The organism is Variovorax sp. UMC13 (assembly GCF_014170375.1).
In the GTDB taxonomy this organism is placed as follows: Bacteria; Pseudomonadota; Gammaproteobacteria; order Burkholderiales; family Burkholderiaceae_C; genus Variovorax.
The window spans coordinates 183155-202696 of record NZ_LZZW01000023.1; the positions used below are offsets into that span (position 1 = coordinate 183155).

The 19542-nt window shown below is 67.2% G+C and carries 26 protein-coding genes and 2 tRNA genes; 5 read left to right on the top strand and 23 right to left on the bottom strand.

From position 1 onward, the window contains the following. Position 1: 1 nt before the first annotated feature. From A9977_RS18775 to A9977_RS18805, 7 genes are all read right to left on the bottom strand, one after another. Positions 2–77: transfer RNA gene (locus tag A9977_RS18775), tRNA-Asn, on the bottom strand. Positions 78–218: 141 nt separating this feature from the next. Beyond that, positions 219–294 (bottom strand) — tRNA-Asn (locus tag A9977_RS18780). Positions 295–354: 60 nt separating this feature from the next. Next, positions 355–2508 (bottom strand): TonB-dependent siderophore receptor, encoded by a 2154-nt coding sequence (locus A9977_RS18785; RefSeq protein ID WP_183026390.1) that lies wholly within the window; start codon positions 2506–2508, stop codon positions 355–357. A gap of 37 nt (positions 2509–2545) precedes the next feature. Then, the gene (locus A9977_RS18790) at positions 2546–3463 is read right to left on the bottom strand and encodes a thiamine phosphate synthase (protein WP_183026391.1); all 918 of its coding nucleotides are present in this window, start codon (positions 3461–3463) and stop codon (positions 2546–2548) included. Positions 3464–3467: 4 nt separating this feature from the next. Beyond that, a complete protein-coding gene (locus A9977_RS18795) occupies positions 3468–4286 on the bottom strand; it encodes a thiazole synthase (protein ID WP_183026392.1) in 819 nt (272 codons plus the stop codon). 4 nt (positions 4287–4290) lie between these two features. Further along, positions 4291–4488: a sulfur carrier protein ThiS gene (gene thiS / locus A9977_RS18800; RefSeq protein WP_183026393.1), complete on the bottom strand. Its 198-nt coding sequence runs from the start codon at positions 4486–4488 to the stop codon at positions 4291–4293. Beyond that, positions 4485–5576, bottom strand: coding sequence for an FAD-dependent oxidoreductase (locus A9977_RS18805; RefSeq protein WP_183026394.1), 1092 nt, complete (start codon positions 5574–5576; stop codon positions 4485–4487). The genes thiS and A9977_RS18805 overlap by 4 nt, the downstream gene beginning before the upstream one ends. A gap of 47 nt (positions 5577–5623) precedes the next feature. On the opposite strand from A9977_RS18805, the gene thiD reads away from it, so the two are divergent. Continuing rightward, a complete protein-coding gene (gene thiD / locus A9977_RS18810; RefSeq protein ID WP_183026395.1) occupies positions 5624–6496 on the top strand; it encodes a bifunctional hydroxymethylpyrimidine kinase/phosphomethylpyrimidine kinase in 873 nt (290 codons plus the stop codon). On the opposite strand, the gene A9977_RS18815 is transcribed toward thiD, so the two are convergent. Then, positions 6435–7784, bottom strand: a complete 1350-nt coding sequence (locus tag A9977_RS18815) for a cytosine permease (protein WP_183026396.1) — start codon at positions 7782–7784, stop codon at positions 6435–6437. The genes thiD and A9977_RS18815 overlap by 62 nt on opposite strands. A gap of 270 nt (positions 7785–8054) precedes the next feature. On the opposite strand from A9977_RS18815, the gene A9977_RS18820 reads away from it, so the two are divergent. After that, positions 8055–8867 (top strand): hypothetical protein, encoded by an 813-nt coding sequence (locus tag A9977_RS18820; protein ID WP_183026397.1) that lies wholly within the window; start codon positions 8055–8057, stop codon positions 8865–8867. Between the two features lie 10 nt (positions 8868–8877). On the opposite strand, the gene A9977_RS18825 is transcribed toward A9977_RS18820, so the two are convergent. Beyond that, positions 8878–9135 carry a hypothetical protein gene (locus A9977_RS18825; protein WP_183026398.1) on the bottom strand — a complete coding sequence of 86 codons (258 nt, stop codon included), beginning with the start codon at positions 9133–9135 and terminating at the stop codon, positions 8878–8880. Between the two features lie 541 nt (positions 9136–9676). Here A9977_RS18825 and A9977_RS18830 point away from each other — a divergent pair. Beyond that, on the top strand, positions 9677–10636 hold the full coding sequence (locus A9977_RS18830; protein WP_220811903.1) for an HNH endonuclease: 960 nt from the start codon (positions 9677–9679) through the stop codon (positions 10634–10636). Positions 10637–10767: 131 nt separating this feature from the next. After that, positions 10768–11037, top strand: coding sequence for a hypothetical protein (locus tag A9977_RS18835; RefSeq protein ID WP_183026399.1), 270 nt, complete (start codon positions 10768–10770; stop codon positions 11035–11037). A 41-nt stretch (positions 11038–11078) separates the two neighbouring features. Here A9977_RS18835 and A9977_RS18840 read toward each other — a convergent pair whose 3' ends face one another. From A9977_RS18840 to A9977_RS18905, 14 genes are all read right to left on the bottom strand, one after another. Next, positions 11079–11243 carry a hypothetical protein gene (locus A9977_RS18840; RefSeq protein WP_183026400.1) on the bottom strand — a complete coding sequence of 55 codons (165 nt, stop codon included), beginning with the start codon at positions 11241–11243 and terminating at the stop codon, positions 11079–11081. A gap of 5 nt (positions 11244–11248) precedes the next feature. Further along, a complete protein-coding gene (locus A9977_RS18845; RefSeq protein ID WP_183026401.1) occupies positions 11249–12067 on the bottom strand; it encodes a hypothetical protein in 819 nt (272 codons plus the stop codon). Next, positions 12064–12348, bottom strand: a complete 285-nt coding sequence (locus A9977_RS18850) for a KTSC domain-containing protein (RefSeq protein WP_183026402.1) — start codon at positions 12346–12348, stop codon at positions 12064–12066. Before A9977_RS18850 ends, A9977_RS18845 begins: the two co-directional genes overlap by 4 nt. A gap of 185 nt (positions 12349–12533) precedes the next feature. After that, entirely contained in the window at positions 12534–13103 is a 570-nt protein-coding gene (locus tag A9977_RS18855) for a hypothetical protein (protein ID WP_183026403.1), read from the bottom strand. Beyond that, positions 13100–14119, bottom strand: coding sequence for a phage Gp37/Gp68 family protein (locus tag A9977_RS18860; RefSeq protein WP_183026404.1), 1020 nt, complete (start codon positions 14117–14119; stop codon positions 13100–13102). The genes A9977_RS18855 and A9977_RS18860 overlap by 4 nt, the downstream gene beginning before the upstream one ends. Beyond that, positions 14116–14799, bottom strand: coding sequence for an HD domain-containing protein (locus A9977_RS18865; RefSeq protein WP_183026405.1), 684 nt, complete (start codon positions 14797–14799; stop codon positions 14116–14118). The genes A9977_RS18860 and A9977_RS18865 overlap by 4 nt, the downstream gene beginning before the upstream one ends. Continuing rightward, the gene (locus A9977_RS18870; RefSeq protein ID WP_183026406.1) at positions 14787–15020 is read right to left on the bottom strand and encodes a hypothetical protein; all 234 of its coding nucleotides are present in this window, start codon (positions 15018–15020) and stop codon (positions 14787–14789) included. Before A9977_RS18870 ends, A9977_RS18865 begins: the two co-directional genes overlap by 13 nt. A gap of 140 nt (positions 15021–15160) precedes the next feature. Continuing rightward, the gene (locus A9977_RS18875; RefSeq protein ID WP_183026407.1) at positions 15161–15559 is read right to left on the bottom strand and encodes a hypothetical protein; all 399 of its coding nucleotides are present in this window, start codon (positions 15557–15559) and stop codon (positions 15161–15163) included. Positions 15560–15561: 2 nt separating this feature from the next. Then, positions 15562–15708, bottom strand: coding sequence for a hypothetical protein (locus A9977_RS18880; protein WP_183026408.1), 147 nt, complete (start codon positions 15706–15708; stop codon positions 15562–15564). A 71-nt stretch (positions 15709–15779) separates the two neighbouring features. Beyond that, positions 15780–15956, bottom strand: coding sequence for a hypothetical protein (locus A9977_RS18885; protein WP_183026409.1), 177 nt, complete (start codon positions 15954–15956; stop codon positions 15780–15782). Next, positions 15953–16111, bottom strand: coding sequence for a hypothetical protein (locus A9977_RS18890; RefSeq protein ID WP_183026410.1), 159 nt, complete (start codon positions 16109–16111; stop codon positions 15953–15955). The genes A9977_RS18885 and A9977_RS18890 overlap by 4 nt, the downstream gene beginning before the upstream one ends. Before the next feature lie 298 nt (positions 16112–16409). Beyond that, the gene (locus tag A9977_RS18895) at positions 16410–17231 is read right to left on the bottom strand and encodes a hypothetical protein (RefSeq protein WP_183026411.1); all 822 of its coding nucleotides are present in this window, start codon (positions 17229–17231) and stop codon (positions 16410–16412) included. After that, complete coding sequence (locus A9977_RS18900) at positions 17228–17539, bottom strand: hypothetical protein (protein ID WP_183026412.1); 312 nt, start codon at positions 17537–17539, stop codon at positions 17228–17230. The genes A9977_RS18895 and A9977_RS18900 overlap by 4 nt, the downstream gene beginning before the upstream one ends. Before the next feature lie 373 nt (positions 17540–17912). Then, positions 17913–18332 (bottom strand): hypothetical protein, encoded by a 420-nt coding sequence (locus A9977_RS18905; protein WP_183026413.1) that lies wholly within the window; start codon positions 18330–18332, stop codon positions 17913–17915. A 639-nt stretch (positions 18333–18971) separates the two neighbouring features. Here A9977_RS18905 and A9977_RS18910 point away from each other — a divergent pair. After that, positions 18972–19454, top strand: coding sequence for a phage regulatory CII family protein (locus A9977_RS18910; RefSeq protein WP_183026414.1), 483 nt, complete (start codon positions 18972–18974; stop codon positions 19452–19454). Positions 19455–19542: the final 88 nt, after the last annotated feature.

Here is a 19542-nt window from a genome sequence, read left to right on the forward strand (position 1 = left end):
GTGGCTCCTCGACCTGGGCTCGAACCAGGGACCTACGGATTAACAGTCCGGCGCTCTACCGACTGAGCTATCGAGGAACAAGCCTCAAATTATATGCAATGAAATCGCCGATTTCCTCGTGCGCGCATCTGATTTTCATCACCGATGCATCGGTACCAATGAAAATGCCCCACTACCTTGAGAGTAGCGGGGCATCCAGTGGCCTTGCGGCTTTTTCATGGCTCCTCGACCTGGGCTCGAACCAGGGACCTACGGATTAACAGTCCGGCGCTCTACCGACTGAGCTATCGAGGAACAAGCCTTAGATTATAGCGTGTTTTTGGGTGCTGTCTTGAAACGCATTCGCGCCGCGTCTCACAGCGTGACGTTCACGCCCAGCCGCAGGGTGCGCGGCGCGCCTGGGAACAGGTAGACGTGGCCGTACTGGTAGGGCGATTCCTTCCAGTAGCGCTTGTCGGCGACGTTCTCGATGCCCAGCGTCCAGCGCGTGGCCACGCCGCCCATGCGCGTGTCGTAGCGCAGTGCGGCATCGACGCGTGTCCAGGCGGGCAGCGTGATCGATCCGTCGGGCAGCACGTTGCGCCGGCCTTCGTGCGAGAGCAGGCCCTGCACTTCGAGCCCCGGCACGGCCGCGATGCGGTAGGCGGCCTGCGCGCGCAGCACCTGCCGGGGCACGTTGGTGGGACGCTGGCCGTTGATGGCGGGCGAGAACTCGCTGCCTTCGCGCTTGGCGTCGATCAGCGTGAGGCTGCCGCCCAGGCGCCAGGGGCCGGTGCGGCCTTCGGCGCTGAGCTCGAGGCCGCGGTGCACGGCCTTGCCGTCGTTGCGGCCGATGCAGTCGGCGCCGGCGTTGCTGCAGGCGTCGATGTTGCTCATGGGGCGCGAGATGTCGAACCACGCGGCCTGCCAGTTGAAGTTCTCCTGGCCGCCCTTGAAGCCGACCTCCCATTGCCTGGAGACCAGCGCCGGCAGCGCTTCGCCCGCATTGGCGTACTGCGAGGCCTTGTTGGGCACGATCTGCGACTCCACGCCTTCGCCCCAGCTCGCATAGGCCATCAGGCCCGGTTGCAGCGCATAGCTGATGGCGAGCCAGGGTGTGGTGATGCCGTCCTTGTAGCCGGTCGGGCGCGAGCCGTCGGTGCGCACGCTGTCGCGGTCGAGCCGGGTGTGGCGCAGGCCGACCCAGGTCGTGAGCTGCGTGTTCCAGCGGATCGCGTCCTGCAGCGAGAGTTCGGTCGAGCGCTCGTCGCGGTTGGTGTTCGGGTCGTAGACCGCGGGCTCGAGCGGCACCACGGCCGTGCCCCAGATGTTGCCGGGCGTGCCCAGGAAGGTGTTGGTCTGGTCCTGGAAGCGGTTGCGCACGCGGCTCGCCAACAGGCCGATCGACAGGTCGTGCCGCACACTGCCCGTCATGGCCTGGCCCTTGAGGTTGAGGCTGCCCGCGGTCTGCGTGCGGCGCTCGTTCTCGCTGCGGAAATCGTAGAGGTCGAAGCTGCCGTCGGAGCAGTACCGGTCGTAGTTGCCTTCGGCGCTGCAGCCGAAGGCATAGGCGAGGCGGTCGTCGCTCTTCAGGCGCTGCTGGCCGATCTGCGCGCTCCAGCGCCAGTCGGCGTTGATGGCCTGCGTGAAGCGCAGCGTGCCGGTGAGCCCTTCGAACACCGAGGGCTGCGACCAGGGCTGGTTGTTGATGTTGATGCGCGGGTCCATCGGCGCGGGCAGTGTGCTGCCCAGCAGGCTGAAGCCGTTCTGGCTGGGCTGCGTCTTCTTGCTGTATTCGATCTCGGCCTCGATCACCGAATCGCGCGTGATGCGCCAGTCGGCCGCCAGCGAGGCCATGTGGCGCTGGCCGTCGAGTGCGAAGGTGCGCGGCTTCAGGTCTTCGGCCGCCACGTTGAGCCGGTAGCCGAACTGGCGCTCGGCACCGAAGCGCCCGCCCAGGTCGACCGCGCCCAGCACGCTGCCGCGGCCCGAGACTTCGGCGCGCACTTCGCGCAGGTCGTTCTCGGTGGGCCGCTTCACCACGTAGTTGACCAGCCCGCCCGGCGCGCTGGTGCCGGCCTGGATGCCGCTGGTGCCGCGCAGGATCTCGACGCGCTCCTTGTTGTCGAGCGCGATCGCGGTCTCGGCGCTGATCGGCAGGCCCTCGCGCCGGTAGTTGAAGCGGTTGTCCAGCACGAAGCCGCGCACCGTGAGGTAGTCCCAGTAGCCGGCCGAGTTGTAGGCGTCGGTGACCGAGGCGTCGAACTGCGTGAGGTCGGCCAGCCGGCGTGCGCCGCTGGCCTGCAGTTGCCGGCTGTCGACGATGGTGGCCGACAGCGGCACCTCCTTCAACGGCAGGTCGCCGAAGCCGGCGATGTCGGCCTGCGGCGCGGCGCTGCGCGCGTCGACGGTCACGGGGGCCAGCGTGGCCTCCTGTGGCTGCGCCTGGGCGGTGCTGGCCATCGAGAACAGGGCCGCGGCGACGGCCAGGGCAAGGGGAGAGAAGGCAGGAGAGCGAGCGACGGACATGGAAGCGGGAGCAGTCTGGAAAAAGAAGAAGGAGGGGTCAGTGAACGCCGGCGGCCACCGCGGCGGTGAGCTCCGCGGCCGTGGCCTCGGGATCGTCGGCGGCGATCAGCGCGCGCACCATCGCGACCGAGCCCACCCCGGTGTCCAGCACCGCGGGCAGCCGTTCGGCATCGATGCCGCCGATGGCCACCAGCGACTGGCCGCGCAGCAGGCGCGCATAGGCGCCCAGGCGCGCCAGGCCCTGCGGGGCGGTGGCCATCTTCTTGAGCGTGGTCGGGAACACCGCACCCATCGCGATGTAGCTGGGGCTCACCGCATCGGCGCGCACCATCTCGGCATAGCCGTGCGTGCTCACGCCCAGGCGCAGGCCCGCGCTGCGGATGCGCTGCAGGTCTGCGGGTGCGAGCGCATCCAGGTCTTCCTGGCCCAGGTGCACGCCATAGGCGCCGGCATCGATCGCGGCCTGCCAGTGGTCGTTGATGAACAGCAGCGCATCGGTGCCGCGCACCGCGTCCACCGCGGCCCGCGTCTCGGCCGCGATGGCGCCCGCGTCCTCGGACTTGAAACGCAGTTGCACCGTGGGCACGCCCGCGCGCGCCATGCGGCCGACCCAGGCGGCGTCGGGCAGCACCGCGTAGAGGCCCAGCCGCTCGGGGCAGGCCGCGAAGGCATTGGGGCGCCGGGCGGGCGGCAGGGGCGACATGCCGAAGTCTTCAGGCGCATCGGGCCAGGCCTGCGCATCGAAGTGGCCGGTGCGCGCGGTCTGGGCCTGCCAGGCGCGGGCCAGGCAGTCGGCATCGACGTCGATGAAGCCGAGCTTGAGGCAGTTCTGCTTTGCGGTGCCGTAGACATCCGCTTCGGTCGGGATGTCGACCGGAGCCGTTGCCGCCAGGGTGCCGAGGCGTTCGCTGCAGGTCGCGAGGGTGGCGGGGGCAGGGGTGTCGTCGTGCTTCATGTGTTCATTGGGTCTCGTGATGCCAGAAGGGGGTGCCGAGAACCGGCGTGCTGGGTTGGGCCGCATCCTGCGCGGCCATGGCGCCGGCGCGGTGGGCGGCGCGGCCGGCCTGCACCGCATCGGAGAAGGCGCCGGCCATCGCGACCGGGTCCTGTGCCAGTGCCACCGCGGTGTTGAGCAGCACGCCGTCGTAGCCCCACTCCATCACCTGGCAGGCATGCGAGGGCAGGCCCAGGCCGGCATCGACCAGCATGGGCACGTCGAGCCGCTCGCGCAGCAGCTGCAATGCGTAGGGGTTGACGGGCCCGCGGCCGGTGCCGATGGGCGCGGCCCAGGGCATCACGGCCTGGCAGCCGACGTCGACCAGGCGCTGGCACAGCACCAGGTCCTCGGTGCAGTAGGGCAGCACCTGGAAGCCGTCGCGGATCAGGTAGGAGGCCGCTTCGACCAGGTTCAGCGTGTCGGGCTGCAGCGTGTAGTCGTCGCCGATCAGTTCGAGCTTGATCCATGGCGTGTCGAACAGCTCGCGCGCCATCTGCGCGGTGGCGATGACCTCCTGCACGCCGTGGCAGCCCGCGGTGTTGGGCAGCACCGGCACGCCGAGCCGGCGCAGCAGCGCCCAGAAGCCGTGGTCGTCGGTGGCGCCGGGTGCCTGGGCCGCGGTCTGCCGGCGCAGCGAGGCGGTGAGCATCGCGGGCCGCGCGCGTTCGACCGCGGCCGCGAGCACGTCGGGCGAGGGGTAGCGCGCCGTGCCCAGCAGCAGGCGGCTGTGGAAGGTCTGGCCGTACAGGACCAGCGGATCGTCGGATGGGGCGGGGTTCATGGCTTCAGCCTCCGGTGACAGGGCGGATGACCTCGATGCGGTCCTCGTCCTGGAGGGGATGTTCGGCATAGGTCGAGCGCGGCACGAAGGCGCGGTTGACCGCCACCGCGAAGGGCGGCACGGCCTTCAGGGCCGCCAGCGCATCGGCCACCGTGGCGGGTGCGGGCAGCGTGTGCGGAATGTCGTTGATCAGCACGTTCATGCGAGGGTCTCCGTGGTCGTGAGGCCGAGGCGTTCCGCCAGCGCGGAGCGGCCGTCGGCCAGCCATTCCATCGCCATGTCGAGTATCGCCGGGGCGAGCATGAAACCGTGGCGGTAGAGGCCGTTGATCTGTAGCACGCGCGACGCCGGCTGGCGCAGCGCGGGCAGGTTGTCGGGCAGCGTCGGGCGGCACTGGGTGGCGATCTCGAGGATGCGCGCCTCGCCGAAGCCGCTGTGCACCGCATAGGCCGCGCTCAGCAGTTCGAGCGTGGAGCGCACGCTGGCCGGCGACATGTCGTTCGATTCGATCTCGGTCGCGCCGATCACGAACACGCCGCCGGGCTTGGGCGCGATGTACAGCGGGTAGCGCGGATGCACCAGCCGGGTCGGGCGCGTCAGGCCCACTTCGGGGGCATGCACGCGGATCACCTCGCCGCGCACGCCGCGCAGCGCGGGCCATTGCGGCAGCGCGCCGAGGCCGCGGCAATCGATCACGCGCTCGTGCGGGCCCGGCGTGAAGTCGGCGGGCGCGCGGGGTGCGTGCCAGTGCAGCTGCACGTTGGGCAAGGCTTCGAGTTCGGTCCGCAGCGCGAGCAGCAGCGCGCGGTTGTCGAGCTGGCCTTCCTCCGGCAGGAACAGGCCCTGCGCGAAGCGCGTGCCGAGCGCGGGCTCGAGCGCCGCGATGCCGGCCGCGTCCACGCGCTGCATCGCCGGCAGCTCGGGCACCTGGGCCTCGGTGCGTTTGAGCACCCGTGCCAGGCGCGCCGCTTCGGCCGCGTCCTGCCGATGCCACAGCACCAGCGTGCCTTCGCGCTGGAAGAAGACCGGCGTGGCCAGCGAGGCCAGCAGCGCGGGCCAGCGGTCCAGCGCGTAGCGCCCCATGCGCACCACCGACAGCGGCGCGACGGCCGACTCGGCCAGCGGCGCGAGCATGGCCGCGGCCACGCGCGCGGCGGCGCCATCGGCCTCCGGTCCGCCCGCATCGAACAACGCAACCCGGCAACCGGCACGCGCCAGCGCGAGTGCCATCAGCCGGCCCATCAGGCCGGCGCCGAGCACGTTGGCGGCATCGAAAGGCAGTGTTTTCATCGCATCGACCTCCAGGCGACGGGCCGCCATCGCCCATAATTTTCGGCATGACCAACCCATCGACCTCCGTGCCTCCTTCTGCCCAACGCTATGCCCGCGTGCTGTCCATCGCGGGCTCCGACAGCGGCGGCGGCGCTGGCATCCAGGCCGACCTCAAGACCTTCGCGGCACTGGGCTGCTACGGCATGACCGCCATCACCGCGCTCACCGCGCAGAACACGCTCGGCGTGCGTGGCATCCACGGCGTGCCGGCGGCCTTCCTCAAGGCGCAGATCCAGGCCGTGGTCGAGGACATCGGCGTCGATGCGGTCAAGCTCGGCATGCTGCATGCGCCCGAGGTGGTCGAGGTGGTGGCCTGGGCGATCGACCACTACCAGCTGCCCAACGTGGTGCTCGACCCGGTGATGATCGCCACCAGCGGCGACCGCCTGATCGCGCCCGCGACCGTCGAGGTGCTGGTGCGCGAGCTGTTCCCGCGCGCCACGGTCGTGACGCCCAACCTCGACGAGGCCGCGCTGCTGATCGGCCATGCGATCGGCGGCATCGATGCACTCGACGGCGCGTGCGACGAACTGCTCGCGCTCGGCGCACGCGCCATGCTGCTCAAGGGCGGCCATCTGCCGGGCCAGGAGGTGGTCGACGTGCTGGCGCTGCGCGGCGGTGCGCGCCACCGCCATGCATCGGCACGCATCGCCAGCCGCAACCTGCACGGCACCGGCTGCACGCTGTCGTCGGCCATCGCCGCGCACCTGGCGCTCGGTCACGCATTGCCCGAGGCCGTGGCGCTGGCGCGCGCCTACGTGCTCGGCGCGATGGCGGCCGGCGTCGACGTGGTGGTGGGCGCGGGCCATGGTCCGCTCAACCATGGCTTCGCGCCAGTGCCGACCCATCGCTTTGCGCGGGCGACCGCGGCCGCGTGAGCCAGGCCAGCACGAAGCTCAGCGCCAGCGTGGGCAGCGCAGAGCCCCACTGCGGCGCCCAGGCCGCACAGCCGTGGTACAGCGCGATGCCGGCCAGCCACAGCCCGGCCGCGACCGGGTCGATGCGGCGCGTGGTCACCGTTGATGCGCCCGTGCCCAGCCGGCCCAGGATCACGCCGTAGAGCGGCACGAAGACCGAACTCAGCATCAGCAGGAAGGGCTCGAGCGTGTGCATCGGCAGCACCAGCGCAAAGGCGATGCACACGGCCGCCAGCACCAGGCCCCAGCGCCGCACGCTCCAGCGCGGGCGCAGGCTGTGGGCCGACACCGAGCCCGAGTAGACGTCGCCATAGGCGTTGTCCAGTTCGTCGATCAGGATCAGGCCGAGCGCCAGCAGGCCGCCCTGGGCGAGCAGCAGCGCGGTCACCAGGTTGGTGCCCGGCTCCGCCACGCTGACCACCATCACGCCCAGCGCATAGCACCAGACGTTGGCGATGCCGTAGCCCAGCCAGGTGCCGCCGAAGGCGCCGCCCAGGCCGCGGCCCGCGCGCCGGCCGTGCCGTGCGTAGTCGGCCACCAGCGGCAGCCACGACACCGGCATCGCGATCACCAGGTCGAGCGCGCCGAACATGCCCATGCTGCCGTTGCCGGGGCGCGACCAGAAGGCGTCGAAGCCCTTCGCGTGGAGCTGCGAGGCGAACTGCCAGCTCAGCCACAGCAGCGAGAGCACCACCAGCGGCAGGCCGAAGCGGCTCACGAAGCGGCGCACCAGCGTCACCATCGAGCCCGCCAGCAGGGCCAGCAGCACGCCGCCCCAGAGCAGCGTGGTCAGCGCGGTGCCGAGTAGGCCGCCGGCATCGAGGCCGAAGGCGCGCTGCGCGAGCGCCTGCGTGCCTTCGCGCATCACCACCAGTTCGAAGGTGGTCCAGCCGATCAGCTGCACGATGTTGAGCAGCACCGGCAGCCGCGCGAAGGCGCTGCCGTAGGTCGCATGCATCAGCCCCGCGCTCGCGAGGCCGCTCTCGCAGCCCAGCCGCGCGGTCCAGGCGAGCAGCGCCGCGCCGAGGCACGAGCCCACGAGGATCGCGACCGTCGCGTCGCGCGTGCCCACGGCCGGCACCAGGTAGGCGCCGATCTGCATCACCAGCAGGCCCACGCCCAGGCTGAACCACAGCGCCGCATGGTCGTGCCAGCCGAACACGCGGCTGGACAGGGGCAGGGGCGCCTCGTTGCCGCCCGGCGCGGCGGGCCGCGGGGCGGAAGAAGTCGTCGTCGGAGTCGTTGCCATTCATTTGCTCCAGTGCAAATTCTTTGGCAGGTGGGCGTGGCCCGAATGCGCATGGCACGCGCCGGGGCTCCAAGGAGCGGGCGTGGCGACGTGACGGTTTTCGGACCGGCTTCCCTGCGCGAGGATTACCTCGGGCCACCTATGTAAAACCTACAAAAAGTGGCGCAATCAGGTTCAAAGGGACTTTCTCAGCCGTGTCGGTAAACCGACACAGCACCCCTAGCGAGCGGGCATTCTAAGCCTCTGCAGCGCGCGGTTGCGAATCTCCGCATGGGTCAAAATGCCGCAGCTAACAAAAAAAAGATGCAAAACAGCATGAGTAACCCGTTCTACCTCGACTGGACTTTCTGGGCGTTTGCATCGTCGTTGCTAGCCATAGCGCTATCACAAGCGCCTCCGATCGTGCGCTGGTTCGGCAAGCCGAGGCTTGTCCTTGAGTTGCCAAACCAAATGCGTATCACACATGTAGCAGGCTACGCAGCTGCGGGAGTAGTGCTGAGCATCCGAAACGCCGGAAGCAAAGCGGCGCGCATCACCTCTCTGAGCATCAAGTTTCGGAGAAATGGAGAGGATCTTCTTGATGCCCCGATCCTGGAGTTCCATCCCGATCCGCGCAACGCGCAGGCGCTACTGCTGATGCCGTTTTCCGTCGCGGCTGGCGTCGAAGTGACGCGAAGCATGAACGCCTATCAACAGCTCCCTAGAGATAAGGACCGAAAACTAAGTGAGCTCGCGTCCAGGGTGCGGGTTGATATAGGCAAGAAAGTCGAGCTTGCACAGGCAAACCGCGATTCGTTTGCGCCGCTGGGTTCAATGGTGACGCTCGATGCACGGCTGCTGCAAGAGGCGCAGTCCATGTTCGAGGCGAACTTTTGCTGGAAGGCCGGTGACTATGACGTGCAGATTCTTTGTAGATCCGATGAGCAAGCAGAGGTGCGACAACAAAAATTAGCCTTCACACTTTGGGAATCAGATGAGGCCGAGCTGAAGGCGTTGGCAGACGACTATCAGTATGGATTTGGTATAGGCCTCACGCACGAGCGCCATGCCAAGGGCGTGTTCGTGACGCTTCGAAGGATTTAGAGGTTCGCGGTTAACTTTTCTCCTCGAAGCTGAGGGGCAAGCTCATTACCCGTAAAAAGCCTTTGCCCTGCAGCACGTTGCGATAGCAGTTGAGCGTGACGGCCTCCGCTTCCCGCGCCACGTCGTCGCCAGCGCTAACGATCGTCCCGTCGTCGAGGACGATCGCGAGCCTAGCGGGCTTGCCGTTGACGCTCACGCGCAGGCTTTCGTGCGAGACCTTCGAGATCACGACGCCTTCGATGGCACCGGTGGGCTGCTGGCCGATCATGTGGATTCCCTCCACGGCGCTGCTGTACTACCTTGGTCGAGTGAAATGGAAATACTCCCTGTCGCCGTTGCTCGGCCATAGGAAAACTGCGACAGGCTCCTTGTGCCGTTCATACTGAGGCCTCCAATTTAAGGAGCGCTCTTGTCAAACTACATCCAACAGTTCCATGTTGTTCAGACCGAAAATGGTCCGAGATACGTTCAAGAAGGCTCGTTTCAAGGCGACAAAGTAATGGTCGCCACCGGTTATGACGCAACCAACGACACCTGGCCGTACCACGTGTACGTTCAAAAGCCATCTGAGGAACCTCAAAAGCTCCCCACTCCCGATGCGTTCGGAAGCGACCAATTCGACGCATTCGTACGTGGTTTTCGATTTCTACAAGGTTGGTTCGCTCATCCAGGTCGATAAGGCTGAATGAAGGCCTGCCAGAGATTGAGGCAATGCGGGTCCTGATGGTGTTGACTCCTTCCCGTAGTTGCAAGCTGAGGGCGTGGGCACCGCACGGCATACTCCTCGTCAGAACAGAAGGAGGAGCGACATGGCGATCAGCTATTGGTGGGTGAACCACAAGCAAACGCACGCGGCCGAGATTGACGGCGGCTACATCTGGAGCCCACAGAAGAAGGCCAACGGCCAGGCCAATGCAACCTACCTCAACCTCACCAAGGTCGAGGCTGGCGACGTTGTCTTCTCGTACGCCAGCGGCAAGCTCATGGCGCTTGGCATTGCGACGTCTCGCCATCGCATCGCGCAGAAGCCGGAGGAGTTCGGTGCGAGTGGCTCCAACTGGGACAGCCTCGGCTGGCTGGTGCCGATCGAATGGCAGATGCTCAAGTCGCCGATCGTTCCGAAGCAGCACCTGGGCAGCATCGGCCCACTGCTGCCAGAGGCACACTCGCCGATCCGGAAAGAGACGGGTGACGGGAACCAGGGCTGCTACCTCGCGGCGATCAGTCCCGAGCTGGGGCGATTGCTGCAGTGCCTGACGGAGATTCCCGATCGCGAGGTATTGGACGTCGCCGAGGAGCGATCCGCCGATGCTGCGGCCGATGTTGTCCAGGCTGAAATCGAGTCTGCGCCGCACTTGGGCCCGACTGAGATCGAGCAGCTGGTGCGCGCGCGCCGTGGGCAGGGCCGCTTCCGGCTCAACCTTCTGAAGGTCGAGAAGCGCTGCCGACTCACGCACGTCGAGCTCGAGCAGTTTCTCGTGGCCAGCCACATCAAGCCCTGGGCCGTGTGCACGAACGAGGAGCGCCTCGACGGGCACAACGGACTGCTGCTCGCCCCACACGTCGACCGCCTGTTCGATCGAGGGTGGGTGAGCTTCTCGGATGCAGGCGACCTGATGGTAGCCAATGACGACGCGCGCGCCGTGCTGGCCGCGTGGGGCGTCGTCGTGCCACCCGCGGGCATGCGCTCGTTCAGCGATCGGCAGCGCGCGTACCTCTCCTACCATCGCGAAAACGTCTTCCGAAAGAGCTTTCGCCTGGTGAGCTGAGATGCGCGCCATGCCAGCAGTAGCTGTGCGCTGCGCGAGGTAGGCCTGGGTCTTCGTGCGCGCTACGACGCTAAACAGGGCGATGAAGCCGTATGTGGTCATACTGCCGACTCCACAACGAGGAGATGACGATGGCTTCCACTGGCAATACGACGATGCCGAGTGACGAACTTCAGGACTTCTGGCGCGAGTGTGCGGCGGCGGGATTCAACCAGGGAGATTTCATGGTCTCCGCGACGGAGACGATTCCCAACGAACCGGGGCCAATCAAACGAACTGTCGTAATCACGCGCACCGTGAAAGGCAAGCCGATTGGTTTTCAGTACGACGGCTCTAGCGGCAGCGACTGGATTGCACCGGCTGTCGCAGATGTGAAAAGCGGGACATTTGGACCCGCTTAGCGGGGATGACGCCTTCACGTCGCCTGAGAGGTGGCTGCGCTTCACGCTAGCTCCTCGTGGCTCAGCGCCAGGTGCTCGTCGACGACAGCGAGCACAGTGTCGAATTCAAGCCCGGTGAGCTGGGCCACGGCCTCGCATGCGGCCTCGTGGCTCGGCGCCAGTTCTCGCGACCGCACGTACTCGTTGATGATTCGGTGCTTTGCCACGATGTTCACCCTGCGGCCCCCACCAGTGCAGCCGCGATCGCTCGAAGGTTCTCGGCCGGCGCGCCGTTTGGCAGCTCGACCTTCAGCACCATGACGCCGCCTGTCGCGTCACCCAGCAAGATCTTCATGTGGCGCTCCAGCGCGCGGAACAGCTGACCGTCGTTGATCGCCGTGACCTTGGCTCCGCCCTTCGCTTTGCTCTCCTCCAGCCGCGCAGCCAACTCGTGGCCGGCATCGACACCACGCTTGCGGACCACCTTCACGGCTTCGGCCGCGCTCACCGTGCCGGCCTGGACCATGCGCTGCACGTCGGTGTTCGCGTTGGCCAGGAGGAGCATCTGGCGGACATGCTCCTCGCTCTTCTGCATGCTGGTGGCGATGCGGGAGGTCGGCCAGTCAAAGGCAGCCAGCCGCTTGTAGACGCGGCCCAGCTCCAACGGGGTCAGCTTGAGGCCGGCGTTGGTCTGCGCGATCGCGGCGACTGCCTCCGCATCATTCCCAGCGAAAACGTCAAACCGCACCCAGACCTCGCCATCGGCGTCAGCGATGCTGGTGTCTTCGGCGAGGGCGCGGCGCGTCGCTTCGGTGCGGCAGTGGCCATCGCGGATCAGCCCGCCCTTTTCCTCGAGTGAGATCAGGATGGGCGGCCAGGTGCCACCGGCCAGCTTGTGGCGCTTCAACGCCTCGATGTGCGCTTCCAGTTCTGGGCCGGGCGTGCGTTCGTTGAAGCCGTCCTGCACGCGCAGCGCGGACAAGCGGATCACGGGCCCGGTGTCGGGCCGGCGAATCACCTTCGCCGCATTCAGCTTGTTCAGCGAGCTCATGCTGCCACCTCGGGGAGCTTGAACTTCTTGAAGTGCAGGGCCTTGATATGCACGCCGAAGTACTTTCCGATGGACTCGGCAGCGATGAAGGCGGCGTGCACTTCGGGCTCGACGTGGGGGTACTGGTACAGCGAGTCGCCCCGCGCGAAAGTCACGGCCAGCGTCTTGGTCCCGGTGTCGTAGCCGATGGCCGCCACCTGGTTCGATGCGACGGGCGTCATGTTGATCACGAGCGGCTGCTCGTCGGCGAAGGCGGCGGCGGCGGTGTAGGTCTTGCTCATGGCGTGCTTTCGAAGTGGGGCGGTGAGGCGGCGACGGCCTGCAGTTGGTTGACGAGGAGGGGGTGGTTGGCGATGGCCTGGCCGATGAGCGTCAGGTCGCTGTCGCGGTAGAAGCGGCGCGCGCCGTCGATGCGCGGGCTCGAAGCCGCGCTCGGAGAGGAATGCGGCGCTGAAGGCGTGGCGCATCATTGGACGCACTCCTCGCGCAAGCGCGAATCCGGCTTTGCGCTCTCTTTACAGGCTCCTGCTGCTTCCAACGGCTCATGCACCGGCGTTACGACGGCGCCCTGCCGGCACCGCGTCTTCGCCACCTCGAAGCTGGTTGTGAACCGGGGGCGCTCAGCCGCTTGCGGCCATCCTTCGGGCCACTCGATGCGGTAGCAGATCGAGCTCTCCTGCAATGGATCCTCTGCCTGGGCCTCGCTGGGGTTTTCATCCGAGTGCGCAGAGTCGGCCGGGGCGGAAGGTGTCTCGATGCGGCCGTAGCAATGGAACAGGCACGGCTGCAGCTGTCCCGCGAAGATCGGATGGATGGCGCGGAAGCGCAGGGTGACGGTCTGCAGCTCGCCGCGTTGGTCGATGCGCGCGGGCTGGTGCGCGCATACGACCTCCCCGGAGGCGGTGTCGATCCTCAGCACGCGCTCAAGCTGCGTTGTCGCTTCCACATCGAAGACCACAGCGCCGCGCGCGTTGTGCGCCGTGTAGATCTTGGCGCATGCCTTCTCTGCGCTGGGGATGGAGCCGTACCGCTTCAAGACGGCACCCCATCGTGCGTGTGCCCGTCCAGCAGCCGGCCGGCAGCCTTCTTCCCGACAAGGTGCACCATGGCCCAGCCATCCGCCGACGTGATGCCCTTCGGATACTCTGGTGCCTCGTAGCCACCGCGCACCACGCGGCCGTTCCAGTCGATGGCAGCCGTCTTGAACGCTCCGCGCCCCGGGTCACCGCTGCCCGGAGCCCACTCGCCATGCTGCTTGAACAGAAACGGCACACCGGCCGCCTCGCACTGATTGCGCAGAGCGCGCGCCCAGTCGGGATGCATGGGCCGCGCGTGGGGGCCGCTCTCACCGCCGACGATGACCCAGTTAATGCCAGGCACTGCCGGCGCCGGTCCTATCTCGCGCGGGCCGTAGTCGTCCCACATTCCTCGCGCATGGCGAACGTCGCACAGGTCATCCGCCGCCATCTTCCCGTGGAGGGTGCACCGACGCGACAGAAACTGCTCGATCCAGACCGGACCCAGCAGAGGCTCCAGGCTCAGAAAGTTCGGCAGGCCCAGGCGCAGCAGCTTCGGGATGTCGCACACGGCCTCTTCCTGGTTCACGATGGTCGCGCCGATGCGAATGTTGGGCGGCGGACCGTCGAGGAACATCTCAGCCAGCATGGAGGCGGCGTTACCGATGCGCTTCGTCAGCAGCAACCAATCGAGATCCGGCGTGACGCTGATGAGCGTGGCTAGGTCGGCGCGCCATTCGTCCTCGACGGCGTTGTCGAACACGTCGGCCAGACTGGCGCAGAAGACGCGCTGCCGCCGGCCGTGCTGCGCGAGGAAGGTTGCGGCCTGGGCGTTCCAGCGCGTCGGCAGGTACCAGTTCGCGGCGCTCGTGCGCCGGCGAGCCGCGCCCGGTCCCCAGTTGATCGCGGTGCCACCGTGGAAGCGCGCGTTGCGCGTCTCGGCGTAGCAGTGGTCACAACCGGGTCCAACCTTCTGGCAGCCTTCCCACGGATTGAACGTGTGATCGGCCCACTCGATCTTGGTGTTCGCGCTCATGGATGGCCGGCCCCCTGCACGGCGCCGCCCTGCGCGAGCTCGATCGCGAAGGTGAGCTCGTCGAACCGATCGGCGAAGGCCGCGCGCCAGTCCGACCAACTCATGCGCTCGCGCTCGGGCGCATCCAGGCGTATCCAGTCGATCGGCGCGATGCGCATTGCGGGGTCCTGGCCATCACCGAGTACACCCCATGGCGCATGCGTGCCCTCGCGCCAGGCGGTCAGGTCGCGCCGTTCGGTGGCCAGCGCCTGCAGATCGAACAGACGCAGCGCATGCTGGTTGCCCGCGAAGACGCTGGTGAGCTTGAAGCGCTGGCGCACCAGACGCGCATGGATTCCTTCGAACTGCGCCCAGGCCCGTGTCCCGCCGCTCAGGCCGGCGAGGTAGTTCACCGCCTCCTTCGCCGGACTGGAAACATCGGTGACGAAGGCCTCGTGGGCGTCATGCAGCAGGGCGGCGAACTGCACGTAGACGCTCGCGCCAGCGCGCTGAGCGATCTCGCTGACCAGCAGGCTGTGCTCGGCCACGCTGTACGGACGGGTGCAGGCGCCGGTGAAGCGGTTGATCTGCGCCAGGTGGTGGGCGATGTCCTCGATGCGGATCTCGCAGGCGGCCGGGTCGAGCATGGCGAGGCCGCACAGGTGGTACTCGGCGCCGGTGGCCGTGATCATGAATGACATGGGGCGCCTTTCGGGAGCGTGGAGGGCGAGGCAACGGAGCCAGCGGCGGCCGGCACGGGCCGGGTCTCGACCAGTGCCAGGCGATAGGCCGCCTTGAAGCGCCGGCCGGCGTCGCTGGCAAACGGATAAGGGCACGCGGCGGCAAGCGAGACGTAGGCAAAGGCTGCAGCCTTGGCCTCGCGCTCGATGCGCGCCACAGAGATCACTTCGGTGCAATCCATCGTTCTGATGTCCGGGTCAGCCGGCGACCTTGGCTGTTGGCAGCAGGTCGGCGAGGTCCGTCAATCGGACGGCAAAGAATTTCATGGGATATGGCTCCAATGGGTTGGGAAAGAGGGGCGGCAGCGATGCAGCTGCACGCTCAGGCGCGCGCAGACATCGCAGCGGGGACGCGCAGGGGCGCCGGCGCGGCCGGGGATGCGCCCGCAGCGCTGGGCGTGAACGAGCGCGGCGGCAGCAAGCGACAGGTGCGCACCTGCGCATGGATCTCCGGCATGCGCAGGCCGGCGTGTGCGCGCGGGTTCACCAGCTCCAGCTGGAGCGCATCGCCCGCCTTAAGTGGTCCGTGTGTGCTCCACCAGGCCTCTGCCTCGTGGCCGCGCCAGCGCACCAGATAGGGCTCCACCGCGCGAGGGCCTTGGTTGTCGACGACGCGCAGGGTGAGCGCGAAGGTGCCGTCGTCTTCGCGGTGCGCGATGGCCGCAGGACGCGCAGGGGACGCGCGCCCGACGAAGAAGAGGCCGGAGGTGAGCGTGGGCATGGTCAGGTCCTCGCGATGACGATGTAGACGGACAGGGCGATGCAGGCGGCGGTCGACAGCGGCCAGAACAGCAGCGCGAGAAGTCGCGAGAGAAGGCAAGAGGCGAACTGCTCGTGCTGCAGGCGCTCGGTGCTGCGCAGGTGCGCCATGAGGCGTTCCTCGATCTCGTCGGCCGTATCGCAGGGCGCACCTCGCCGAGCCGTTGAGCAGTCCTGCGCGCTCACAGCCGAAGCCCCTTGGCGCGCTCGGCGCGCACGCGCGGGAAGGTCCGCGCGACGTTGGTCGCCACGCCAGGCAAATAGACGAACCGTGGATCGAGCAGCCCGCCGACCGGGCCGATGGGCTGCGAGGGAACAGGACGGCGCAGGCGCGCGGGCTTGATGACGACGAGGCTCATGGCAGGCTCCAGCCGTAGATGAAAAGGGCGGCGATCGCGATCGCCAGGACGGCCGGCGCGGCGAGCATCGCCACGTTGCGCAAGGTGCGCCCGGCGGCATGGACGACGTGGGCGAAGCGGGTGAGCTGGTGGTTGCGTGTGGCCATCGGGCTCATACGAGACTCCAGTGCTCAGGTGCGGTGGGTGACTTGCGCGATGCGGACGGGGCTGGCGACGCGGAGGTCGCAGACGCCGAAGGCGACAAGGCGGCAGCGCGCCGATGGAACGGCTGAACCTTGAGTCGGGCGCACTCGCGGTCGGCTTCTTCGGGCGTCAGTTCGAGCACGAAGACGCTGCGCTCGAAGTCCTCTCGGGACATGGGCTCGAGCATGGGAGCGCGGACTGTGGGTACAGCCGTAGCGCTTGCGGGCGATGCGACACGCGAGGGCGCGCGCCGCTGAAAAAACCGCGCCTTCATGCCCCGGTCCTTTCGTGGAGACGCGTCGAGTCCTGACCATGCGGGACCGACCTCGCGAGTCCATTCACGACCATTCCGACAAGCGTGATCGGCGGCGCACTGCCGTCCCAGGCGCCCGCGACCGAGCTCTCCAGGCCTGCGGCGCCGATGTCCCGCAGGACTCGGATGGGGCTCTGGCGAAGATCGCTGGTGGAAGATCGATCGCCCACCAGCTCGGGCTGTTGTTTTGCGCAGGCCCGGCGCTGGACGGTGCTGAGCGCGAACAGCCGACGAAGCTCATCGGCAAATCGCGACAGTGCCGCGTTCATGGCGCGCTCCAGCCGAAGGCGATCGCTGCGGCGAGCAGTACGGGCAGCAGGACTGGCAGGGCGAGCAGGGCGAAGGTATTGAGTGTGCTCATGCATCGCTCCCGCCGTTGAGCACGTAGCGCGGCTCCTGCAGGAGGGCGCGCCTGCCCGCGCCGCAGGTGAGAAGGGTCTTGCGACGTCATGCGTGCGCTGCACGCGCTCGATCAAGCGTGCGCGCTGCATGGGCATGACGCGCGCTCTGCTGCGTCCGTAGCGCAGAGCCTCGGCCTTGGCCCGCTCGCGCACTCGTTGGCTCTCGTGGCAGTCGACGCTGATGAGAGGCCCTTCGCTGAGCGCGCAAAGCTGGCACGTCCGCCCGCCTGTGGACTTGCGCAGCCTGAGGGAGACGAGGACCAGCGGCAGATCGCATGCGCGGATGGTGGCCACGATGTCGCCGGTATCGACGCCGGTATCCACGCCGAGACAGAAGTGGTTCTGCGCCGTGACGAGCTGGCGGGTCGATGCGCTCATGCCGCACCTCCGAGAGCTGCCCCAGGGGCGGACGTGAGAACCACCTTGGCGCCGTGATGTGAGCGCACGGCGCGCCGCGTGACGCCTGGGCTCGACATCGCCCGCGATTCGCTGCGCTTGATGTGGCGCGCATCGATCTTTGGTGCCGGTGCCTGTGGGCGGTCAAGCCATTGCGCTATCTCTTCGAAGGCGCGGACCGCAGGGGTCTCGGAGGAAGTGGTTTCGCGTGGAACAACGGCGAAGGTGCCGAGGCCGCGCAGATCGAGGACGCCGGTGCGCAGCGCCTTGTCGGCGTGTGCGACCTGCATGGGGCGCCACTGGCGAACGTGGGGCTCGCGATAGAACGCTTGGCGGCGATGGCCAACGCTACGGATCCAGATCTCGCAAGCGGGTCCGCCGCTGGACGGTGCCGGCTGCGCGGCGGGAGAGGGTGCTGACATTCGACCTCCGTCGTTGAGACGAAGGCATAATAGCGCGGCGCTAAGCTATGTCAATAGCGCAGCGCTAATCTACTTGATTGGGGCTGCCTTGCACCAGAGAAGTTCTCGACTGGAGGCTACCGGCCACAGCGTATGGAGTCGAGGCGGTAGATGACCGCAGCCGCTCCCTCGGAAGAGCTTGGCCTCGTAGCAGCCGGTGTCCTGCGAGACCTGCTTGGCCATTGATAGACGGTCGCTCCACTTACGCTGCCAGTGCCGAGTCGTTTCCCTGTGACCCTCCATTGCCTGGCTTTGTTCTCTCGTACTCAAGGATGAGATTGCGCAGAGCTCCCTGTATTTCCATCTTCTGGGCATCCTCTAGGCGGGAAAAACGGCTGAATTCGATCCCGGGGAAAGGCCAGGAAGGCGCAGCTCCCAATAGCTCTGGGTCGGTGTCCATCCACCCGACTTCCAGCTCAAGCGCGAGTTCGATCGCGCGGGCTTGCAGCGAGCCCATCGTCTTAGGCTTCTTCGTCTTGCTTCCGTCCGACTGATTCGTAATCTGGCTCAGCGTTGAGTCAGTAGCGGTGCGATTCAGTGCCTTGTTGATTGCAGCGAATGAACCGTACCGCGCGCGGAGCTCCAGCAACCTCAGGCGACGGACTTCCTCGACAGTTTTCATGCAGCCATTGGATAGCGCGCCGCTACTTGCGTGGCGTAGCGCGGCGCTATTGATAAATCTTAGCGCGGCGCTATCATTGGGCATGCGTCTATCTGAACTGCATTCATCACTCCCACGCCAGGAAAGAACTGCTTTGGCGAAAAAGTGCGACATCTCGCCCGCATATCTCTGGCAGCTTGCGACACGTTGGCGAGGAAAGAAGCCCACCGTTGAGTTGCTTGCGAAGCTCGTGAGCGCTGACGACAGATTGACTGCGGGCGAACTCGTCACGGAGTTCTCTGCCGCCGTCGATGTCGGCAATGCGGCATCGCGTTCGACGGGTAGAAAAACGCATGCGTAGGAGCAGGGTGACTTCGCTCGAGTACTGCGTTGTGGCGCCAGGATGCTTGCCCTCCGCAAGGCCTTCGAGGCGGTCATCGGGCTCCACCCCTGGCGAGTGCGGTTGCCCTGGAGTTTCCAACCTCGCCGCCGTTCCAACCGGCGCGCTGCTTTGCCATTTGCTGTCTCCTCGAAGACCACGCGCGGGCAGGTGCGTGGTCCTTGGTGCGCCGGGGCGGCGAGGTTCTTTGTGTTGCGCCATGGGCAGAGTGTCGGCATGGGGCCGTCACAGCGCCATGGCGCGTAGTTTTTGAGGCGGATATGAACATCCTCGACACGGTGCGCCGCATGGCGCGCAGCTATCCCGGCGGCATCGAAGCCGTGGCCTTGCGGCTCGCGAAGTCGCCTTCGACCTTGGAAAAGGAGTTGCGCGGCGCGTCCGGCTTCAAGCTGGGCGCGGACGATGCGGCTGAGATCTCGGCCATGTGCATGGAGCTGGGCACTGAGCACGCCAGCGCGTACGCGAACGCGGTCGCTGCGCACATGGGCTGCATGCTCGTGCCGCTGCCTGTGGGCCTGGAATTGAGCGAGGACGAGTGCTTGCGCGCAGTCGCGCAGACCTCCCAGGAGTCGGCCGAGCTGATCGCGGCGGCCGTCTCGTCGCTCGCCGACGGGAAGGTCAGCGACAACGAGCTGCGCACGGTCGACCGCGCCAGCAGCGATCTGGTCGCCGCGCTGCAGGGTATGCGCCGCGTGATGGCCGAGCGCAACCTGGCCGGCAAGCCCCCGGTGGGCCCGACGTGAATGCCTCGCTTCGCCGGGGGCACGTGACGCCGGTGACGGTGACGACACGCCGTCACCGGCACTCGCTCGGCGGTCTGTTCACGGAGGA